Annotated in this window: 15 protein-coding genes and 1 pseudogene; 10 read left to right on the top strand and 6 right to left on the bottom strand. The window is 69.6% G+C overall.

Annotated elements, in window-relative coordinates:
* Positions 1-67: 67 nt before the first annotated feature.
* Positions 68-2,368, top strand: coding sequence for an SF1B family DNA helicase RecD2 (gene recD2 / locus OG306_RS12640; RefSeq protein ID WP_371665303.1), 2,301 nt, complete (start codon positions 68-70; stop codon positions 2,366-2,368).
* Positions 2,369-2,497: 129 nt separating this feature from the next.
* Positions 2,498-3,796, top strand: a complete 1,299-nt coding sequence (locus OG306_RS12635) for a citrate synthase (protein WP_266746276.1) — start codon at positions 2,498-2,500, stop codon at positions 3,794-3,796.
* A gap of 482 nt (positions 3,797-4,278) precedes the next feature.
* Here the strand turns inward: OG306_RS12635 and OG306_RS12630 are convergent, their stop codons facing one another.
* From OG306_RS12630 to OG306_RS12610, 5 genes are all read right to left on the bottom strand, one after another.
* Entirely contained in the window at positions 4,279-6,687 is a 2,409-nt protein-coding gene (locus OG306_RS12630; protein WP_371665302.1) for a heavy metal translocating P-type ATPase, read from the bottom strand.
* A 130-nt stretch (positions 6,688-6,817) separates the two neighbouring features.
* Complete coding sequence (locus OG306_RS12625) at positions 6,818-7,126, bottom strand: heavy-metal-associated domain-containing protein (protein WP_266746274.1); 309 nt, start codon at positions 7,124-7,126, stop codon at positions 6,818-6,820.
* A gap of 588 nt (positions 7,127-7,714) precedes the next feature.
* On the bottom strand, positions 7,715-7,912 hold the full coding sequence (locus OG306_RS12620) for a helix-turn-helix transcriptional regulator (RefSeq protein ID WP_266746273.1): 198 nt from the start codon (positions 7,910-7,912) through the stop codon (positions 7,715-7,717).
* Between the two features lie 216 nt (positions 7,913-8,128).
* Positions 8,129-8,548: a peptidoglycan-binding domain-containing protein gene (locus tag OG306_RS12615; RefSeq protein WP_371665301.1), complete on the bottom strand. Its 420-nt coding sequence runs from the start codon at positions 8,546-8,548 to the stop codon at positions 8,129-8,131.
* 92 nt (positions 8,549-8,640) lie between these two features.
* On the bottom strand, positions 8,641-9,591 hold the full coding sequence (locus tag OG306_RS12610) for a sugar phosphate isomerase/epimerase family protein (RefSeq protein ID WP_371665300.1): 951 nt from the start codon (positions 9,589-9,591) through the stop codon (positions 8,641-8,643).
* Positions 9,592-9,722: 131 nt separating this feature from the next.
* Here OG306_RS12610 and iolC point away from each other — a divergent pair, with 131 nt between their 5' ends.
* Genes iolC through OG306_RS12585 form a run of 5 tightly spaced genes read left to right on the top strand, consistent with a single transcriptional unit; the run spans position 9,723 to position 15,939 of the window.
* The gene (gene iolC / locus OG306_RS12605) at positions 9,723-10,721 is read left to right on the top strand and encodes a 5-dehydro-2-deoxygluconokinase (protein WP_371665299.1); all 999 of its coding nucleotides are present in this window, start codon (positions 9,723-9,725) and stop codon (positions 10,719-10,721) included.
* Positions 10,718-11,647: a Cgl0159 family (beta/alpha)8-fold protein gene (locus tag OG306_RS12600; protein WP_371665298.1), complete on the top strand. Its 930-nt coding sequence runs from the start codon at positions 10,718-10,720 to the stop codon at positions 11,645-11,647. Before iolC ends, OG306_RS12600 begins: the two co-directional genes overlap by 4 nt.
* A gap of 9 nt (positions 11,648-11,656) precedes the next feature.
* Positions 11,657-12,538, top strand: coding sequence for a 5-deoxy-glucuronate isomerase (iolB, locus tag OG306_RS12595; protein WP_266746268.1), 882 nt, complete (start codon positions 11,657-11,659; stop codon positions 12,536-12,538).
* Entirely contained in the window at positions 12,535-14,415 is a 1,881-nt protein-coding gene (iolD, locus tag OG306_RS12590; RefSeq protein WP_266906696.1) for a 3D-(3,5/4)-trihydroxycyclohexane-1,2-dione acylhydrolase (decyclizing), read from the top strand. The genes iolB and iolD overlap by 4 nt, the downstream gene beginning before the upstream one ends.
* Positions 14,416-14,439: 24 nt before the next feature.
* Positions 14,440-15,939 carry a CoA-acylating methylmalonate-semialdehyde dehydrogenase gene (locus tag OG306_RS12585; RefSeq protein WP_266746266.1) on the top strand — a complete coding sequence of 500 codons (1,500 nt, stop codon included), beginning with the start codon at positions 14,440-14,442 and terminating at the stop codon, positions 15,937-15,939.
* Positions 15,940-16,027: 88 nt separating this feature from the next.
* On the opposite strand, the gene OG306_RS12580 is transcribed toward OG306_RS12585, so the two are convergent.
* A complete protein-coding gene (locus OG306_RS12580) occupies positions 16,028-16,447 on the bottom strand; it encodes a hypothetical protein (protein ID WP_327259270.1) in 420 nt (139 codons plus the stop codon).
* 486 nt (positions 16,448-16,933) lie between these two features.
* On the opposite strand from OG306_RS12580, the gene OG306_RS12575 reads away from it, so the two are divergent.
* The 3 genes and pseudogenes from OG306_RS12575 (at position 16,934) to OG306_RS12565 (ending at position 19,294) form a co-directional block, all read left to right on the top strand.
* On the top strand, positions 16,934-17,404 hold the full coding sequence (locus OG306_RS12575) for a transglycosylase SLT domain-containing protein (protein WP_266746264.1): 471 nt from the start codon (positions 16,934-16,936) through the stop codon (positions 17,402-17,404).
* Between the two features lie 201 nt (positions 17,405-17,605).
* A pseudogene (locus OG306_RS12570) lies at positions 17,606-17,767 on the top strand (DUF4291 family protein); the annotation flags it as partial.
* Positions 17,768-17,785: 18 nt separating this feature from the next.
* Positions 17,786-19,294, top strand: coding sequence for a recombinase family protein (locus tag OG306_RS12565; RefSeq protein ID WP_371665297.1), 1,509 nt, complete (start codon positions 17,786-17,788; stop codon positions 19,292-19,294).
* Positions 19,295-19,326: the final 32 nt, after the last annotated feature.

Here is a 19,326-nt window from a genome sequence, read left to right as displayed (position 1 = left end):
ACCACAGGAAACGGGCGGCCTCCGAGGCCGGGAATGAGTTGTCGGTGGGAACCGATACGGTCGGAACATGTCCAACATGGCCGTCCTCGAAGGTGTGCTTGAGCGCATCACCTACGCCAACGAGGAGAACGGATACACCGTCGCCCGCGTCGACACCGGTCGGGGCGGGGGTGATCTGCTCACGGTGGTCGGGTCGCTGCTCGGGGCGCAGGTCGGTGAGTCGCTGCGGATGGAGGGGCGCTGGAGCTCGCACTCGCAGTACGGAAAGCAGTTCACGGTCGAGAACTACACGACCGTGCTGCCCGCCACCATCCAGGGCATCCGCCGCTATCTCGGCTCCGGACTGATCAAGGGCATCGGCCCGGTGATGGCGGACCGGATCACCACCCACTTCGGGGTCGACACCCTCGACATCATCGAGCAGGAGCCGAAGCGGCTGGTCGAGGTGCCGGGGCTCGGGCCGAAGCGGACGAAGATGATCGCCACCGCCTGGGAGGAACAGAAGGCGATCAAGGAGGTGATGGTCTTCCTCCAGGGGGTCGGGGTCTCCACCTCCATCGCCGTCCGTATCTACAAGAAGTACGAGGACGCCTCGATCTCCGTCGTGAAGAACCAGCCCTACCGGCTGGCCGCCGACGTCTGGGGCATCGGCTTCCTCACCGCCGACAAGATCGCCCAGGCGGTCGGCATCCCGCACGACAGCCCGGAGCGGGTCAAGGCCGGGCTGCAGTACGCACTGTCGCAATCCACCGACCAGGGGCACTGCTTCCTCCCCGAGGAGCGGCTGATCGCCGACGGCGTGAAGCTCCTCCAGGTCGATACGGGGCTGGTCATCGAGTGCCTCGCCGAACTGGCCGAGGACCCGGAGGGCGTCGTACGGGAGAAGGTGCCGTCGCCCGAGGGCGGCGAGCCGGTCACCGCCGTGTATCTCGTGCCGTTCCACCGCGCCGAGGTCGCGCTCGCCGCGCAGGTGCAGCGGCTGCTGCGGACGCCCGAGGACCGGATGCCGGCCTTTAGGGACGTCGACTGGGCCAAGGCGCTGACCTGGCTCGCGGGCCGTACGGGGGCGACGCTGGCCCCCGAGCAGGAGGCCGCCGTCCGGCTCGCGCTCAGCCGCAAGGTCGCCGTGCTGACCGGTGGGCCCGGCTGCGGGAAGTCGTTCACCGTCCGCTCCGTGGTCGAACTCGCCCGCGCCAAACGCGCCAAGGTCGTGCTGGCCGCGCCCACCGGGCGGGCGGCCAAGCGGCTCTCCGAGCTGACCGGGGCCGAGGCGTCCACCGTGCACCGGCTGCTCGAACTCAAGCCGGGCGGGGACGCGGCCTACGACCGGGACCGGCCGCTGGACGCCGATCTGGTCGTCGTCGACGAGGCGTCGATGCTCGATCTGCTGCTCGCCAACAAGCTGTTCAAGGCCGTGGCACCCGGTGCCCACCTGCTGCTCGTCGGGGACGTCGACCAGTTGCCGTCGGTCGGCGCGGGGGAGGTGCTGCGCGATCTGCTGGCCGAGGGCGGACCCGTTCCGGCGGTCCGGCTGACGACGATCTTCCGGCAGGCCCAGAAGTCCGGCGTCGTCACCAACGCCCACCGCATCAACACCGGTACGCCGCCGCTCACCCAGGGCCTGGACGACTTCTTCCTCTTCGTCGAGGACGAGACGGAGCAGGCGGGCGTTCTCGCGGTGGACGTCGCCGCCCGTCGTATCCCGGCCAAGTTCGGCCTCGACCCCCGGCGTGATGTCCAGGTCCTCGCCCCCATGCACCGCGGTCCGGCCGGCGCGGGCGCGCTCAACGGGCTGCTCCAGCAGGCCATCACCCCGGGCCGCCCCGACCTCCCCGAGAAGCGGGTGGGCGGCCGGGTCTTCCGGGTCGGCGACAAGGTCACCCAGATCCGCAACAACTACGACAAGGGGGAGAACGGCGTCTTCAACGGCACGGTCGGCGTCGTCACCGCCCTCGACCTGGACGAACAGCGGCTCACCGTCCTCACGGACGAGGACGAGGAGATCGGTTACGACTTCGACGAGCTGGACGAGCTGGCCCACGCGTACGCCATGACGATCCACCGCTCCCAGGGCAGCGAGTACCCGGCCGTCGTCATCCCCGTCACCAAAAGCGCCTGGATGATGCTCCAGCGGAACCTCCTCTACACCGCCGTGACCAGGGCCAAGAAGCTCGTCGTGCTGGTCGGCTCGCGACAGGCGATCGGCCAGGCGGTCCGCACAGTTTCCGCAGGCAGACGCTGTACGGCGCTGGATTACCGGCTGTCCGGGGGCCCGGGCGGAGGATCCCCCGAAAAAATGATCGATCAAATCGGTGGCAAACATCACGGAGCCCTTCCGGAACCGGAACCGAGGGGGCAGGATGAGTAAGCTCGCGGCACTCAGTGCCGCGAGTAGGTCCAATGGATGACCCCGAGTGCACTCTCCTGAGCCAAATGGGGGAGGGTGGAGACAGTCAGGGAACCTCGAAGAAGAGGCACTACGTCGGTGAGGGATGACGTGAGCGAGCACACCAACAACGCTGTAGTACTGCGGTACGGCGATGGCGAGTACACCTACCCGGTGATCGACAGCACCGTCGGCGACAAGGGCTTCGACATCGGGAAGCTCCGGGCCAATACCGGTCTGGTGACGCTGGACAGCGGATATGGCAACACCGCCGCCTATAAATCCGCCATTACCTACCTCGACGGTGAGCAGGGCATCCTGCGTTACCGCGGCTACCCCATCGAGCAGCTCGCCGAGCGCTCGACGTTCCTCGAGGTCGCGTACACGCTCATCAACGGTGAGCTTCCCAAGGCCGACGAGCTGTCGACCTTCAAGAACGAGATCACTCAGCACACGCTGCTGCACGAGGACGTCAAGCGGTTCTTCGACGGCTTCCCGCGCGACGCCCACCCGATGGCCATGCTGTCCTCGGTCGTCAGCGCGCTGTCCACGTTCTACCAGGACAGCCACAACCCGTTCGACGAGGAGCAGCGTCACCTCTCGACGATCCGGCTGCTGGCCAAGCTGCCGACGATCGCGGCGTACGCGTACAAGAAGTCGATCGGCCACCCGTTCGTCTACCCGAGCAATGATCTCGGGTACGTCGAGAACTTCCTGCGCATGACCTTCTCGGTCCCCGCCCAGGAGTACGTGCCGGACCCGGTCGTCGTCTCGGCGCTGGAGAAGCTGCTGATTCTGCACGCGGACCACGAGCAGAACTGTTCGACCTCCACCGTGCGTCTGGTCGGCTCCTCGCAGGCGAACATGTTCGCCTCGATCTCCGCCGGTATCTCGGCGCTGTGGGGCCCGCTGCACGGAGGCGCCAACCAGTCGGTGCTGGAGATGCTCGAAGGCATCCAGGCCAACGGCGGCGATGTCGACTCCTTCATCCGCAAGGTGAAGAACAAGGAGGACGGCGTCCGGCTGATGGGCTTCGGCCACCGCGTCTACAAGTCCTTCGACCCGCGCGCCAAGATCATCAAGGCCGCGGCGCACGACGTGCTGTCCGCGCTCGGCAAGTCCGACGAGCTGCTGGACATCGCGCTGAAGCTGGAGGAGCACGCGCTCTCCGACGAGTACTTCGTCTCCCGCAACCTCTACCCCAACGTGGACTTCTACACGGGGCTGATCTACCGGGCCATGGGCTTCCCGACCGAGATGTTCACGGTGCTCTTCGCGATCGGCCGGCTCCCCGGCTGGATCGCCCAGTGGCACGAGATGATCAAGGAGCCGGGTTCCCGCATCGGCCGCCCGCGCCAGATCTACACCGGCGAGGTCCTGCGCGACTTCGTCCCGGTCGAGAGCCGCTGAGCCTCGAACCCACCCCGTACCACCCCGGCCGTCCGGCCGGTTGTCTTCGCCCCGTGTACCGCGCTTTCGCACAGAGCGCGGTGTCCGGGGCGATTTGCATCCCTACGAAAGGCCCCAGGGGCGCGGGCAGCGAGAAGCGCCCCGCCATCGATCCCCCCACGGGCCGACAGCGAGGCGCTTCCCATGTCCCGGAGCGGATTCCCCCCACGGGATCCGGCCGGGCGTCTGTGGGAGCCGAAGCTCCTGGGCACGCTGCGCGCTTCTTCTCTTGCACTTCCGGTGCGGTCTGCCGGGGTACGTACGCACGGGAGGGCCGCTCAAAGCTCCCCGGTGCACGTGCCCCGGCCAACGCTTGCCCGAAGCGTCCCCCAAGACACTTCGATGGACGTCCCCCAAGACATCCTTGGCATCGCACTCTTAGACTCGCGAACCCACCGAATGGTTACCCTGAAACCGGTGTGATCTAAATCTCTTTGTGGATGTTACGTGAAGGAGCGCAACCGCAGGCTGTTCGTCACGACGAAGACCGATGAGAACGCCATCGCCGCTCCGGCAATCATAGGGTTGAGCAGGCCAAATGCCGCAAGGGGTAGGGCAGCAACGTTATAGCCGAATGCCCAGAAGAGGTTGCCCTTGATGGTGGTCAGGGTGCGCCGGGAGAGCCTGATCGCATCAGCCGCCACCTTGAGATCTCCACGAACGAGGGTGAGATCGCCGGCCTCGATCGCGGTATCCGTACCGGTTCCCATCGCCAGGCCGAGGTCGGCGGTGGCCAGGGCGGCCGCGTCGTTGACCCCGTCACCGACCATGGCGACGGAGTGCCCCCGGGCCCGGAGCCGCTCGATGACGTGGACCTTCTCCTCGGGCAGGACCTCGGCGTGGACCTCGTCGATCCCGACGGCGTGGGCCACGGCCTCCGCCACGGCTCGGTTGTCGCCGGTCAGCAGGACGGGGTGGAGGCCGAGCGCGCGCAGTTCGGCGACGGCGGCCGCGCTGGACTCCTTGACCGCGTCGGCGACGGCGAGGACGCCGCGCGCCTCGCCGTCCCAGGCGACGGCGATTGCCGTACGGCCCCGGGCCGCCGCGTCCGCCACTGCGTCGGACAGGGCCTCGGGGACGGTGATGCCGGCATCGGCGAGCAGCTGCTCACGGCCGACGAGGACGGCGTGGCCCTCGACGGTCCCCTGGACGCCGAGGCCCGCGACGTTGGTGAAGTCCTCGGGGGTGGGCAGGGCGGCGCCGGTGCGTTCGGCGGCTCCGGCGGCGACAGCGCGGGCGATGGGGTGTTCGGAGGAGTGTTCCAGGGCGCCCGCGAGGCGCAGTACGTCGTTCTCGTCGGTGCCGTCCGCGGTGTGTACGTCCAGCAGGGTCATCCGGCCGGTGGTGACCGTGCCGGTCTTGTCGAGGACGATCGTGTCGACGCGGCGGGTGGTCTCCAGGACTTCGGGGCCCTTGATCAGGATGCCGAGCTGGGCGCCGCGTCCCGTGCCGACCATGAGGGCGGTCGGGGTGGCGAGGCCCAGGGCGCAGGGGCAGGCGATGATCAGCACGGCGACGGCGGCGGTGAACGCGGCCGTCACGTCGTCCGTGACCAGCAGCCACCCGACCAGGGTGGCCAGCGCCAGCACCAGCACCACGGGGACGAAGACCGCGGAGATCCGGTCGGCGAGGCGCTGCACCTCGGCCTTGCCGCTCTGCGCCTCCTCGACGAGCTTCGCCATCCGGGCCAGCTGGGTGTCGGCCCCGACCCGGGTCGCCTCGACGACGAGCCGGCCGGAGGCGTTCATGGTGGCCCCGGTGACCAAGTCGCCCACGCCCACATCGACGGGGACGGACTCGCCGGTGAGCATGGAGGCGTCCACGGCCGACGCGCCCGCCACGACGGTGCCGTCCGTGGCGATCTTCTCGCCGGGGCGGACGACGAAGCGGTCGCCGACGGTGAGCCGGCCGACGGGGACGCGTACCTCCGTGCCGCCCCTGAGGACGGTGACGTCCTTCGCGCCCAGGTGCATCAGCGCCCGCAGGGCGGAACCGGCCTTCCGCTTGGACTTCGCCTCCAGGTAGCGGCCCAGCAGGATGAAGGTGACGACGCCGGCGGCGACTTCCAGATAGATGGTGGAGGAGGCCCCGTCGCGCGAGACGGTGAAGTCGAAGCCGTGCCGCATCCCGGTCATGCCCGCGTCGCCGAAGAACAGCGCCCACAGGGACCAGCCGAAGGCGGCGAGGGTGCCGACCGAGACCAGGGTGTCCATGGTGGCCGCGCCGTGCCGGAGGTTGGCCCAGGTGGCGCGATGGAAGGGCAGCCCGCCCCAGACCACGACGGGGGCGGCGAGGGTGAGGGAGAGCCACTGCCAGTTGTCGAACTGGAGCGCCGGGACCATCGCGAGCACGATGACGGGCACGGCGAGGACGGCCGAGACGATCAGGCGCTGACGCAGCGAGGCGAGCGCGAGGGCGGCGCGCCGCTCGGCGGGATCGCCGTCGTCGGTCCCGGGTTCGGTGCTGCCGTCGTCGGTCCGGGGTTCGGCGGGTTCGGTCCCGGTGCCGGGTCCGGATCCGGCGGCGGCCTCGGGGGCGCCTTCGGCGGTGGCCACGGGTGTGGCGGTCGCGACCCGCGCCCCGCCGAGCGGTGTGGGATCGGGGCGGCGTACCGGCTGCGCCGTGTAACCAGTCTTCTCGACCGTGGCGATCAGGTCCGCCAGACCGGTACCCGGGCCGAAGGAGACGCGGGCCTTCTCGGTCGCGTAATTCACGCTGGCGGTGACGCCGTCCATCCGGTTGAGCTTCTTCTCGACGCGGGCGGCGCAGGAGGCGCAGGTCATCCCGCCGATCGTGAGTTCCGCCCGTGAACTCTCCGCCGCCGGGCTCTCGGCCTCTGTCGCGCTGTGCATGTCCGTACTCCTGAAACGCCTGCCGGGCCGTACCCCACCAGTATCTGCTGGTCGGTCCGGCCCGGCGGCAAAGGGGGGTGATGCGGGTGATGCGGTGTTGCCGGGTGTGGCGGGTGGGTCCCGATGGTGTTCAGGCCCGGCCGACGAGTTCGTAACCGGCCTCGTCCACCGCGGCGCGCACCGCGTCCTCCGCCAGCGGGGTCCGGGAGACGACGGTCACCTGGCCGGTGGAGGCGACGGCCTTCACCGAGGTGACGCCCTCGATGCCGGAGATCTCCTCGGAGACGGCACCTTCGCAGTGGCCGCAGGTCATGCCGGACACCTGGTAGACGGTGGTCACCGCGCCCGCCCCGTCGCCGCTGTCCGTGCTTCCGTGGCAGGAGCCACTCGGCGAGCAGCAGGAGCCGGTGGCCTGGGGGAGCTGGGTCTCGGCGGTCATGGTGTTCTCCTCTTCGATGAGCGCAGAAGGATGTGGCGGCAGGGGCCCCGGAAGCTCCGGTGCCCCTCGATGCTTATCAGACTATACCCCTAGGGGGTATGAATGCGAGCACCGGTGGTTCCGGCGGGTGTCGGTGGCGGCCGGCCGGATCGTGATGCCGGGCATCGAGTCCCGGAGCGAGTGCAGCACGGCGATGCCGGGGCAGGTGGCGATCGCGGGCGCGGCGGGGTGGAAACGCCCGTTCGGCCTCCGGGAGAAGAGAGCGGGACGCCACCGGCGATCGCCGTCCAGGAGCCGTGCCCGAACGGGCGGTTTCGCCCCGGCTCCGCGTAGGGGGTGTTACGTAACGTGACAGATGTGGGGGTGAGTGTCACGTTGTGCGGAGGGGGGAGCAGTGGCCGGGGCTAGTTGGCAGCGGCAGGGGGGGCGGTGTGAACGTGACAGGTGGAGGGGGAAGTGTCACGTTGCGCAGAAGGGGTGCACACCTCGCCGAGCAGAAGGGTGCACATCCGGCGGAAGAGGAGGCCCCGTACGGCGGGCGGGCTTCTGGGCGCGCTCGCTGTACGGGGCTGTGTTTGCCAGGGGGGGTCAGTCCCTGCGTCCTCGGTTGCCGGGTCTTGAGGCGACCCAGGCGCGGATGGTGTCCGCGTACCAGTAGGGCTTGCCGTTCTCCACATGGTCCGGCGACGGGAGGAGACCGTGCTTTCGGTACGAGCGGACGGTGTCCGGCTGCACCCGGATGTGGGCCGCGATGTCCTTGTAGGACCAGAGTCTGCTGTCCGTCATAAGTGTCACCTCTCTGCACCGCGGCGGCAGCCGGGAAGGCCGTCGAGGGAGCCGCGGCACGGACGTTGACGATCACTCAGCCTGCGCTCGGTGCAACGAGAGGGAGTGAGCCCCGGGGAGGGGCTGTCGTGCGCCTGTGACGGAAGAGCCGCGTAACGCGGACATGTGTGACGAAGTGGTTACGGGAGACCGGGGAGAGGGTGGTGTGCGCCGTGGTCACACCGGCGGATAGGGGAGCGGGGTCGTGCGGCTCGGCCCCGCGTGCCAGAGCGCCGACCAGGTCGCCGCGGTGACCAGGCCGTCCGGCCTGAGCGGCGGGTGGTCCGCCTGGAAGCGCTGCACGGCGAGGAGGGTCTGCGGTCCGAACGTTCCGTCGAGTGCGGACCACGGCAGATAGTGGCGGTTGGCCAGCATGCACTGCACCTGGGAGACCCGCTCGCCCCGCTCGCCGTAGAGGGTCGGCCCGTCGCCGTCGTAGAAGACGCAGACCGGGCTGGAGCCGGGCGGTGGCGGCGGGTTGTAGTCGTCGGCGGCCGAGGCGGCCGAGCCGCCCAGGCCGGCGGCGAGGGCGGCGGCCAGAGCGACCGCGGCCAGGGCCCCGGCCGTCCCGCGGGGCGACAGCATCTTCCGGATCATGGTGAGTTGCTCCTCGTGCGGCGTGGTGGGGTGCGCGGCCGGGGCCGCGCACCGGCTTCTCGTCGAGGACAACACCGCGTACCGCCCCTACGTCACTTCCCGGCGCGCCTCGGCGTGTCAGGGGTCCGGTGCGGGCCGCCGCAGCTGCGCAGGAAGTCCCGGGTGCGGCGGGCGATGGGGAGGGGTTTGTCGGGCGGGCACGGGTACATGTCCTGCTCGACGATGGCGAAGAGATCGACGTCCAGCTCGCGGGCGGCGGCGAGCACGGGTTCCAGCGCGGGCACCCCGCCCGGCGGTTCGCACATCACGCCGCGCGCCACGGCGGGCCCGAACGGCACCTCGTCCGCCACCACTTGGGCCAGGATCTCCGGGTCGACCTGCTTGAGGTGCAGATAGCCGATCCGTTCCCCGTACGTCTCGATCAGCTTGACGCTGTCGCCGCCGCAGTAGGCGTAGTGGCCGGTGTCGAGGCAGAGCGAGACCAGCTCGGGATCGGTGGCGTCGAGGAAGCGGGCGACGTTCTCCTCGCTGTCGATATGGGTGTCGGCGTGCGGATGGACGACGATGCGCAGCCCGAACCGGTCCCGCACCTCGCGGCCCAGCCGCTCCGTCAGGGTGGTGAGGTCGCGCCACTGCTCCGCGGTCAGCTCCCGGTCCTCCAGGAGCTCGCCCGTCCTGTCGTCGCGCCAGAACGACGGGATGACCACCAGATGCCCGGCGCCCATCGCCCGGGTGAGTGCCGCGATATCGGCGACATGCGCCCAGGTCCGGTCCCAGACGCCGGCGCCGTGGTGCAATCCGGTGAAGACGGTCCCGGCCGAGACCGTGAGTCCGCGGCGGCGGGTCTCGTCGGTGAGACGGGCCGGGTCGGTCGGGAGGTAACCGTACGGACCGAGCTCGATCCACTCGTAACCCGCCGCGGAGACCTCGTCGAGGAAGCGCTGCCAGGGCACTTGCCGCGGATCGTCGGGGAACCACACCCCCCACGAGTCGGGTGCCGAACCGATACGGATACGGGCCGGAGCCGCTGCGGAGGAGGTCATGCCGCCCAGCCTCCCGGCCCCGGGGAACCGTGTCAATGATTCGTCCGTATGTCCGGACAAAGCGTTGACAGGGGTGCGGGGGAGGGCTAGACCTGGGGGCAGCCGCCCGGTCGCCGGTCGAAGGGACGCAGATGCCTGAGCTGTACGACGTGATCACCATGGGCCGGATCGGTGTGGATCTCTACCCCTTGCAGACCGGTCGGCCACTGGCCCGGGTCGACACCTTCGGGAAGTTCCTCGGGGGCTCACCCACCAATGTCGCCGTCGCGGCGGCCCGGCTCGGCCGGCGGGCCGCAGTGGTGACCCGTACCGGCGGGGACGCGTTCGGGGAGTATCTCCACCAGCAGTTGCGGGAGTTCGGGGTGGACGACCGCTGGGTGACGCCCGTCGACGCGTATCCGACGCCGGTCACCTTCTGCGAGATCTTCCCGCCCGACGACTTCCCGCTCTACTTCTACCGGCAGCCCAAGGCCCCCGACCTGGAGATCCATGAGTCGGAGCTGGACCTCGACGCGGTCCGCTCCGCCCGGGTCTTCTGGATGACGGGCACCGGGCTGTGCGCCGAACCGAGCCGCGCGTCGACCCTTGCCGCACTCCGCGCCCGCGACCGGAAGGGCATCACCGTCTTCGACCTCGACTGGCGTCCGATGTTCTGGGACACCACGCAAGAATCCGTGTCCCGCCCCACCCCCACGGCCCGCTACCGCGAGGCCCTCGCCCACGCCACCGTCGCCGTCGGAAACCTCGACGAGTGCGAGATCGCCACCGGCGAGCGCGAACCGTACGCGGCCGCCCGTGCCCTGATCGCCGCGGGCGTCGAACTGGCCGTCGTCAAACAGGGCCCCAAGGGCGTCCTCGCCGTCCACCGCGACGGCACGGTGGCCGATGTGCCGCCGCTGCCGGTCGAGGTGGTCAACGGCCTCGGCGCCGGGGACGCCTTCGGCGGGGCGCTCTGCCACGGGCTCCTCGCCGGCTGGGAGACCGAACGCGTCATGCGGTACGCCAACGCCGCCGGCGCGATCGTCGCCTCCCGGCTCGCCTGCTCGTCCGCCATGCCGTTCCCGTACGAAGTCGAAGCGGCCCTGACCGCGGGCGCCGTCACCTCCCGCCCCACCGGAGCCACCCCATGACGCCCCCGGCCTCCTCGGTCTCCGAACTCGTCCAGCTGCGCATGCGCCACCCCGAGGCCGTCGCCGAGGCCGCCGCGCACCGCCGCAGACGTCCCCTCGTCGGCGACGGCGGACGCCTGATGATCATCGCGGCGGACCATCCGGCCCGCGGCTCCCTCGCCGTCGGCGACCGCGAACTGGCCATGGCCAACCGCTTCGAGCTCCTGGAACGGCTCTGCCTCGCCCTCTCCCGCCCCGGCGTCGACGGCGTCCTCGCCACCGCCGACATCCTCGACGACCTGCTGCTGCTCGGCGCGTTGGAGAACAAGGTCGTCATCGGCTCGATGAACCGCGGCGGGCTCGCGGGCGCCGCCTTCGAACTCGACGACCGCTTCACCGGCCACCGCCCCGAGGACCTCGACCGGCTCCGCTTCGACGCGGGCAAGCTGCTCCTGCGCATCGACTACGACGACCCCGGCTCGCTCGACACCATGCACGCAACCGCCCGGGCCATCGACGCCATGGCCGCGCACCGGCTGCCGGTCTTCGTCGAGCCGTTCCTCTGCCGCCGGATGGACGGCCACGTCCGCAACGACCTCGGGGCGGAGGCGGTCACCACCTCGATCGCCATCGCTTCGGGGCTGGCCGGGACGTCCGCGTACACCTGGCTCAAGGTGCCCGTCACCGAGCACCCCGGCGACATGGCCCGGGTGATGGAGGCCTCGACGCTGCCCGCCGTGCTGCTGGGCGGCGAGGTGGGCGACGACCTGGACGGCGCGTTCGAGAAGTGGCGCACGGCGCTGCGACTGCCCACGGTCCAGGGCCTGGTGGTGGGGCGTTCACTGCTCTACCCGGCCGACGGGAAGGTGGCCGCGGCCGTCGACACGGCCGTATCGCTGCTGGAGCCGAGAGGAACGGGCGGGGACCGGGTGCCGGGTATCGGGTAGGGGATGGGTATGACGACGTACGAAGAGCCGCGGTACCACGTCCGCGCGGGATCCACGGCGCACGGCCCCTACGCCCTCGACATCGGCCCGGAGCGCGCCGGATGGGACCGGTCGGGCCTGCGCGTGCTGGAGCTGGAGCCGGGCGGAGTTCACACACTCGTCACTGGGGAGAGCGAGTGGATCGTTCTGCCGTTGACCGGTGGCTGTACGGTGCACATCTCAGGTGAGATCTTTGAACTACTGGGCCGGGAAAGCGTGTTCAGCGGGGTATCCGACTTCGCCTATGTACCGCGTGACGCCCATGCACAGATCGCCTCCGGCGCAGGAGGCCGCTTCGCCCTGGCAGGAGCGAAGTGCGAGCGACGACTCCCCGCTCGCTACGGCCCCGCGCCGGAGGTACCCGTCGAACTGCGCGGATCCGGGAACTGCTCCCGGCAGGTCAACAACTTCGCCGCCGCCGACACCTTCGCGTGCGACCGGCTGATCGCCGTCGAGGTCCTCACCCCCGGCGGCAACTGGTCGTCCTACCCGCCGCACAAACACGACGAGCACCGCCCCGGCGTCGAATCCGTGCTGGAGGAGATCTACTACTTCGAGGTGGCGGGCGACGGTCTCGGCTACCACCGGGTGTCGCCGTCCCGGGCGGGCGGTACGGACGTCCTAGCCGAGGTCCGCAGCGGCGACGCGGTCCTCATCCCCGACGGCTGGCACGGCCCGTCCATCGCCTCCCCCGGCCGCACCCTGTACTACCTCAACGTGATGGCGGGCCCGGGGGAGCTGCGGGAGTGGCTGATCACCGACCACCCCGACCACAGCTGGATCCGTGACACCTGGACCACCCAGCCGGTGGACCCCAGACTCCCGCTGTACGGGACGGAGGCACCCGCATGAGTACCCGCCGCCTGACCACCGCCCAGGCCCTGGTGTCCTTCCTGACCCGCCAGTACACCGAGCGCGACGGCCGACGGCAGCGGCTGATCGGTGCCACCTGGGGCATCTTCGGCCACGGCAACGTCGCCGGAATCGGCCAGGCGCTCGTCGAGTGCGGCCGCGCCATGCCCTACCTCCAAGGCCGCAACGAACAGGCCATGGTGCACGCCGCCGTCGGCTACGCCCGCCAGTGCGGCCGGCTCTCGGCGCACGCGGTCACCACGTCCATCGGCCCGGGCGCCACCAACCTCGTCACCGGCGCGGCCCTCGCCACGATCAACCACCTCCCCGTCCTCCTCCTGCCCGGGGACACCTTCGCGACCCGGCCCGCCGATCCCGTGCTCCAGCAGCTCGAAGTCCCGGCCGCGGGCGACATCTCGGTCAACGACTGTCTGCGCCCCGTCTCCCGCTACTTCGACCGGATCACCCGCCCCGAGGCGCTGATCCCGGCCGCACTCCAGGCGATGCGGACCCTCGCCGACCCGGCGGAGACCGGCGCCGTCACCCTCGCACTGCCGCAGGACGTACAGGCCCAGGCGTACGACTGGCCGGAGGAGTTCTTCGCCGAGCGCGTCTGGTACGTACGCCGCCCCGCCCCCGATCCGCACGAGCTCGACCGAGCGGTACGGGCCGTGCGCGGCGCCCGCCGGCCGCTGATCGTGGCGGGCGGCGGCGTCCACCACAGCGCGGCCGAGGAGACCCTCGCCGCGTTCGCCGCCGCCACCCGTATCCCCGTCGCCTCCACCCAGGCGGGCAAGGGCTCCCTGCGCCACGACCACCCCGCTGACGTCGGCGGCATCGGCCACACCGGCACCGCGACCGCCGACGAACTGGCCCGCACCGCCGACCTGGTGATCGGCATCGGCACCCGCTACTCCGACTTCACCACCGCCTCCGCCACGCTCTTCTCGAACCCGGCCGTCCGCTTCCTCAACGTCAACATCACCGGCTTCGACGCCCACAAGCTCGGCGCGCTGCCGCTCGTCGCCGACGCCCGTACCGCCCTCGAAGCACTCACCGCCGCGCTCGCCGCCCGCAACCACCGCGTCGACCCGTCCTACGAGACCGAGTACGCCGAGGCCAAGGAGGGATGGGAACGGCGTGTCACCGCCGCGTTCACCGCCGACGACCCGCACGCCCGCCCCACCCAGGCCCAGGTCCTCGGTCTGCTCGACGCGCTCGTCACCGAGGACGACATCCTGATCAACGCGGCCGGTTCGCTCCCCGGCGACCTGCACAAACTCTGGCGGACCCGTTCCCCGCACCAGTACCACGTCGAGTACGGATACTCCTGCATGGGCTACGAGATCCCGGCCGCGATCGGGGTCCAGCTGGCCGCCCCCGGCCGCCCCGTCTGGGCCCTCGTCGGCGACGGCACGTATCTGATGAATCCCACCGAGATCGTCACCGCGGTGCAGCAGGAACTCCCCGTGAAGCTGGTCGTCCTCCAGAACCACGGCTACGCGTCCATCGGCTCTCTCTCCGAGACGGTCGGCGGCGAACGCTTCGGCACCGCCTACCGTCACCGCGCCGCGGACGGCACGTTCACCGGCCCGCCGCTCCCCGTCGATCTCGCGGCCAACGCCGGTTCGCTCGGGATGCGGGTACTGCGCGCCAAGACCGTGCGTGACCTGCGCGAAGGCCTTGCCGAGGCGCGCGCCGCGGACCGTCCCACTTGTGTCTACGTCGAGACCGAAACGGCAGACACAGTGTCGGGCCCGCCTCCGGCGCAGGCGTGGTGGGATGTTCCTGTAGCCGAAACGGCCACCCGGCCGTCGGCCGTGAAAGCCCGTGAAGAGTACGACCGACACGTCGCCGCACGACGCCGCCACCTCTGAAGACGCCACTGAAGGAGTTCTGTCATGAAGACCGTCAACCACTGGATCGGTGGCAAGACCGTCGAGGGCGCGTCGGGCAACTACGGCCCGGTCACCGACCCGGCCACCGGCGCCGTCACCACCCAGGTCGCGCTCGCCTCCCTCGAAGAGGTCGACGCCGCGGTGGCCGCCGCCAAGGACGCCTACGCCACCTGGGGCACGTCCTCGCTGGCCACCCGTACCGCGATCCTCTTCCGCTACCGTGCGCTGCTCGACGCCCACCGCGACGAGATCGCCGCGCTGATCACCGCCGAGCACGGCAAGGTGCACTCGGACGCGCTGGGCGAGGTCGCCCGCGGTCTGGAGATCGTCGAGCTGGCGTGCGGCATCACGACCCAGCTGAAGGGCGAGCTGTCCACCCAGGTCTCCAGCCGGGTCGACGTCTCCTCGATCCGCCAGTCGCTCGGTGTCGTCGCCGGGATCACCCCGTTCAACTTCCCGGCCATGGTCCCGATGTGGATGTTCCCGCTGGCCATCGCCTGCGGAAACACCTTTGTGCTCAAGCCCAGCGAGAAGGACCCGTCGGCCGCCAACCTGCTGGCCGAGCTGGCCTCCGAGGCGGGTCTGCCGGACGGCGTGCTGAACGTTCTGCACGGCGACAAGGTCGCCGTCGACGGGCTGCTGAACCACCCCGACGTGGCCGCGGTCTCCTTCGTGGGCTCCACCCCGATCGCCCGGTACATCCACGCCACCGCCTCCGCCAACGGCAAGCGCGTCCAGGCGCTCGGCGGCGCGAAGAACCACATGCTGGTGCTGCCGGACGCGGACCTCGACGCCGCGGCCGACGCCGCCGTCTCCGCCGCGTACGGCTCCGCCGGTGAGCGCTGCATGGCGATCTCCGCGGTCGTCGCGGTCGGCTCCATCGCGGACGAGCTCGTCGCGAAGATCAAGGAGCGCGCCGAGAAGATCAAGATCGGCCCCGGCAACGACCCCACGTCCGAGATGGGCCCGCTGATCACCGCCGCCCACCGCGACAAGGTCGCCACCTACGTCACGGGCGCGGCCGCCCAGGGCGCCGACGTCGTCCTCGACGGCACCGGCTACACGGTCGACGGCTTCGAGAGCGGCCATTGGATCGGCCTCTCCCTCCTCGACAACGTGTCCACCGACTCGGACGCGTACAAGGACGAGATCTTCGGCCCGGTCCTGTGTGTCCTGCGCGCCGAGACGTACGAGGAGGGCGTCGCCCTCATGAACGCCTCGCCGTTCGGCAACGGCACCGCGATCTTCACCCGTGACGGCGGCGCCGCCCGCCGCTTCCAGCTGGAGATCGAGGCCGGCATGGTCGGCGTCAACGTGCCGATCCCGGTGCCGGTCGGCTACCACTCCTTCGGTGGCTGGAAGGACTCGCTCTTCGGCGACCACCACATCTACGGCAACGACGGCGTGCACTTCTACACCCGCGGCAAGGTCGTCACCACCCGCTGGCCGGACCCGGCCGACGCCCCGACGGGCGTGGACCTGGGCTTCCCCCGCAACCACTGATCCCTCATCCCGGCCGACGGCCCGTACGGACGCATCCCCCGTCCGTACGGGCCGTCGCCGTGTCCGTACGGACCGTCGCACCGCGCTCTCACATGCGCCGCAGCCCCGCGTACTGGACCGCGCCCATCGCCGCCACGACCAGCCCCTGGAACACGATCCAGCCGTTGCCGGCCGTCGTGGCGGTCAGCGTGTCCAGGACGACGGTCACGACACCGGCCACGGCCCAGGCCGCGTTCAGCGTGATGACGACGGTGACCGCGCCGCGGCTGATGTTCTGCTGCCGCGAGACGGTCAGCACCCACAGCGCGTACACCGTGAGGAAGATGCCCACCGCGTACTGGACGGGGAGCGGCACGCCGAGGAACGAGTCCAGGACGGTGGCGAGCGCGAGATAGCCGATGCCGTTCGCGCCGGTGAGGATCACATCTGCCACGAGGGCAGCCCGGAGAAGGCCGTCGGAGCGGGCGGTGCCCGTCGCCGGGACCGTACTCGCGTTCTGGGACGACATCACTGGGTCCTCCTGTCGTTGTCATGCGGTCGCTCTGGTCATGCGAACGGTAAGGACGGGCCCGGCATCCGCTCAATTACCTCTGAGGTCATGGCCGCCCGGGGCGGGCCGGCGAGCGCGCCCGGCGGAGACCGTCGCAGGGCAGGCGACTCACCGCTCGCAGTCAATGCGGCGTGCTTATTTCACATTACGGTGAGTCAATAGCCCGCTCTTTATGTGGCGCAGACCACGTGACGCGCACCACTCTTGTGGCGATTTGGCACATTTGCCGTGTGTGGTGGGCCACGTGACGGGCGTCACTATGAAGCGGAATAGTAGAGGTTCGGTGCTGTCGTTCCGGCTGTCGTTTCCGGCTGCCGTGGCGCATTGCTGGATCATTTCCGACGCCACATACGATTGCTTTTAGTAAAAGGCCATCATTGACCTGGATTTCCTCTTGGCATAACAATTCTTGGCATCACCCCACCGACGAAAGAGGAATTCCGAATGCAGATCACCTCGATGCCCAAGAAGTTCGCCCGTATGACCCGCACCAAGAAGGCTTCGCTGGGCATGCTCGCAGCCGGTGCGGCGATCGTGGCCGGTACCGTCGCCGGCGCCCCGGGCGCCTCGGCCGCCACCCCGGCCAAGGCCACCGGCGGCAACGTGGACGTCTGGATCAAGCAGGCGCTGGAGGTCATGCGTGCGAAGGGCATCCCGGGCTCGTACGAAGGTATCCATCGCAACTTGATGCGTGAGTCCGCGGGCAACCCGAACGCCATCAACAACTGGGACTCCAACGCCGCCAAGGGCATCCCGTCCAAGGGGCTGCTCCAGGTCATCGACCCCACCTTCAACGCGTACCACGTCAGCGGCACCTCCAAGAACATCTACGACCCCGTCGCCAACATCACCGCTGCCTCCAACTACGCCGCGCACCGCTACGGTTCCATCGACAACGTCAACTCCGCCTACTGAGCGGGGCAGGGTATCCACGTCGCATGACCGTGCCAGGGGCGTCCCGAGCCGGGACCGAAGAGAAGCCGAAGAATAGGAGCCGTCGTGGCTCCCCTTCATCGGCTTCTTCGGTTTCTCCGGCCTCGTCGGTTTCCCCGGCTTCTGCTGCTTCTCCGGGTAACTCGGTCGCCTCACCGGCCGGACCGGTGCTGTGATGGGGCCATGACCGCCCCGACCAGGCCACAGCATGAGATCCGCGCCCAGCACACGGACACGACCCTCACCGTCTACCAGGCGTACGCCCCGTCCATCGGGCTGCCCGCCGTGCGCGACGAGCGCTTCCCGGACGCCTGGAAGCGCGACCGCATGACATGGATCAAGCCCCGTTCGTAGTCTCTTTCCATGACGACAGACGACACCGATCAACAAGACGAGGCTCGCTTACGGCGAGCGATTCGCGCGAGTCAGGCAGCCGGCAGCCAACGGGTCAGGAGCAGCCGCGCCGACTGGTCAGGAGAGTCCGCGGCGATCTATTGCCGGATCTCCCACGCCAGCGACGACGACCAGACCGGAGTGGACCGGCAGGAAGGAATCTGCCGCGAGGTGGCCGAGCGGCTCGGTCTCACAGTCGCCGAGCACCAGGTCTTCGTGGACAACAACCGTTCGGCATGGCAGCGCAAGCGTAAGCGCCCCGGATGGGATGCGTTGCTCGAAGAGGCCAGGCTGGGACGCGTTCGTCACGTCCTCACCTACCACCCCGACCGCCTCATGCGTCAACCGCGCGATCTGGAAGAGCTGTTGCAGATCGCGGACGATCACGACATCACGCTTCACGGCCAGGCGAACCGGCGCGATCTGGCGGACCCCGATGACCGGTTCTTCCTGCGGATCGAGGTGGCCCACTCCTGCCGCTCCAGCGACGACACCTCGCGTCGGCTCATCGATTCCATGGTGGACCGGGCCAAGGACGGAAGGCCCCACACCGGCCGACGCCGCTACGGCTACGACAAGACCGGCACCGAGATCATCCCCGAAGAGGCTGCCATCGTGCGGGAGATCTTCACTCGCTACCTGGACGGGGACGGCCCGATGCAGCTGGCGAAGGAGCTGTACGCGCGCGGAGAGAAGACCGCCGAAGGACGAAATTGGAACGCGCCCCGGGTACGCGATCTCCTCGACAACCGCCATGTCACGGGCATTCGCGTGTTCCGAGGCGAAGAGATCGGCGACGGCGAATGGCCGGCGATCATCGATCGTGGCATGTGGCTGGAGGTCAAGGAGCGGCGCACCTACCGGGCGGCGGTGTGGGCAGCCAGGGGCACGCCCGGCAGGTCTCACCTCCTGCGCGGCATCGTGGTCTGTACCGGATGTGGCAAGCCGATGGGCGGTGCGGCGACGAAGTACATCTGCAACCACACCCAACGGCTCGACATCCCCCGCTGTCATCGTGCGATCAAGGCCGCCAATGTCGAGGAGTTCGTCACCGAGGCCGCGCTCTACCTGCTGGAGCGCCTTGACCTCACTGATGCCCCGGCGCCTTCAACTCTCTCCGAAGAAGACCAAGCGGCGATCGATGCGGACCGGCAGGAACTCGATGATCTGAAGGACATGTGGGAGAGCCAGGAACTGAGGACGCGGGAGTACCGCGAGATGCGGAAAACGGTCGAGGCCCGCATCGCGGAAGTAGAACGAAAGATGATTGTCCGGCCGACTGCGGAAGTCCTGGACGGCTTGGTCGGTCCTGACGCTCGGGAGAGTTGGAAGGCGCTTGAGGAGGCGGAGAACTACCAGCGCATGAACGCCGTGATGCGGTTCCTGTTCGCCGCCGTCAAGATCAAAGAAGCGACGAAGAAGGGCCGCCAGTTCGACTACGGCAGGATCGACATAGAGCAGAACCCGATCTGGCTCTGACCACATCGAACGAAGAGGGGCCCGCAGCTGGG

Source organism: Streptomyces sp. NBC_01241 (assembly GCF_041435435.1).
In the GTDB taxonomy this organism is placed as follows: domain Bacteria; phylum Actinomycetota; class Actinomycetes; order Streptomycetales; family Streptomycetaceae; genus Streptomyces.
The sequence above is the reverse complement of the archived record's forward strand: the minus strand, read 5'-3'. Positions and strand labels throughout refer to the sequence as shown.

Bases quoted from the DNA above. Each gene is read 5' to 3' on its own strand.
- OG306_RS12575 (WP_266746264.1), top strand. From the start codon at position 16,934: ATGCAGATCACCTCGATGCCCAAGAAGTTCGCCCGTATGACCCGCACC.
- OG306_RS12615 (WP_371665301.1), bottom strand. From the start codon at position 8,548: ATGATCCGGAAGATGCTGTCGCCCCGCGGGACGGCCGGGGCCCTGGCC.
- OG306_RS12620 (WP_266746273.1), bottom strand. From the start codon at position 7,912: ATGACGGACAGCAGACTCTGGTCCTACAAGGACATCGCGGCCCACATC.
- OG306_RS12565 (WP_371665297.1), top strand. From the start codon at position 17,786: ATGACGACAGACGACACCGATCAACAAGACGAGGCTCGCTTACGGCGA.
- iolB (WP_266746268.1), top strand. From the start codon at position 11,657: ATGACGACGTACGAAGAGCCGCGGTACCACGTCCGCGCGGGATCCACG.
- recD2 (WP_371665303.1), top strand. From the start codon at position 68: ATGTCCAACATGGCCGTCCTCGAAGGTGTGCTTGAGCGCATCACCTAC.
- OG306_RS12625 (WP_266746274.1), bottom strand. From the start codon at position 7,126: ATGACCGCCGAGACCCAGCTCCCCCAGGCCACCGGCTCCTGCTGCTCG.
- OG306_RS12610 (WP_371665300.1), bottom strand. From the start codon at position 9,591: ATGACCTCCTCCGCAGCGGCTCCGGCCCGTATCCGTATCGGTTCGGCA.
- OG306_RS12630 (WP_371665302.1), bottom strand. From the start codon at position 6,687: ATGCACAGCGCGACAGAGGCCGAGAGCCCGGCGGCGGAGAGTTCACGG.
- OG306_RS12585 (WP_266746266.1), top strand. From the start codon at position 14,440: ATGAAGACCGTCAACCACTGGATCGGTGGCAAGACCGTCGAGGGCGCG.
- OG306_RS12580 (WP_327259270.1), bottom strand. From the start codon at position 16,447: ATGTCGTCCCAGAACGCGAGTACGGTCCCGGCGACGGGCACCGCCCGC.
- iolD (WP_266906696.1), top strand. From the start codon at position 12,535: ATGAGTACCCGCCGCCTGACCACCGCCCAGGCCCTGGTGTCCTTCCTG.
- OG306_RS12600 (WP_371665298.1), top strand. From the start codon at position 10,718: ATGACGCCCCCGGCCTCCTCGGTCTCCGAACTCGTCCAGCTGCGCATG.
- iolC (WP_371665299.1), top strand. From the start codon at position 9,723: ATGCCTGAGCTGTACGACGTGATCACCATGGGCCGGATCGGTGTGGAT.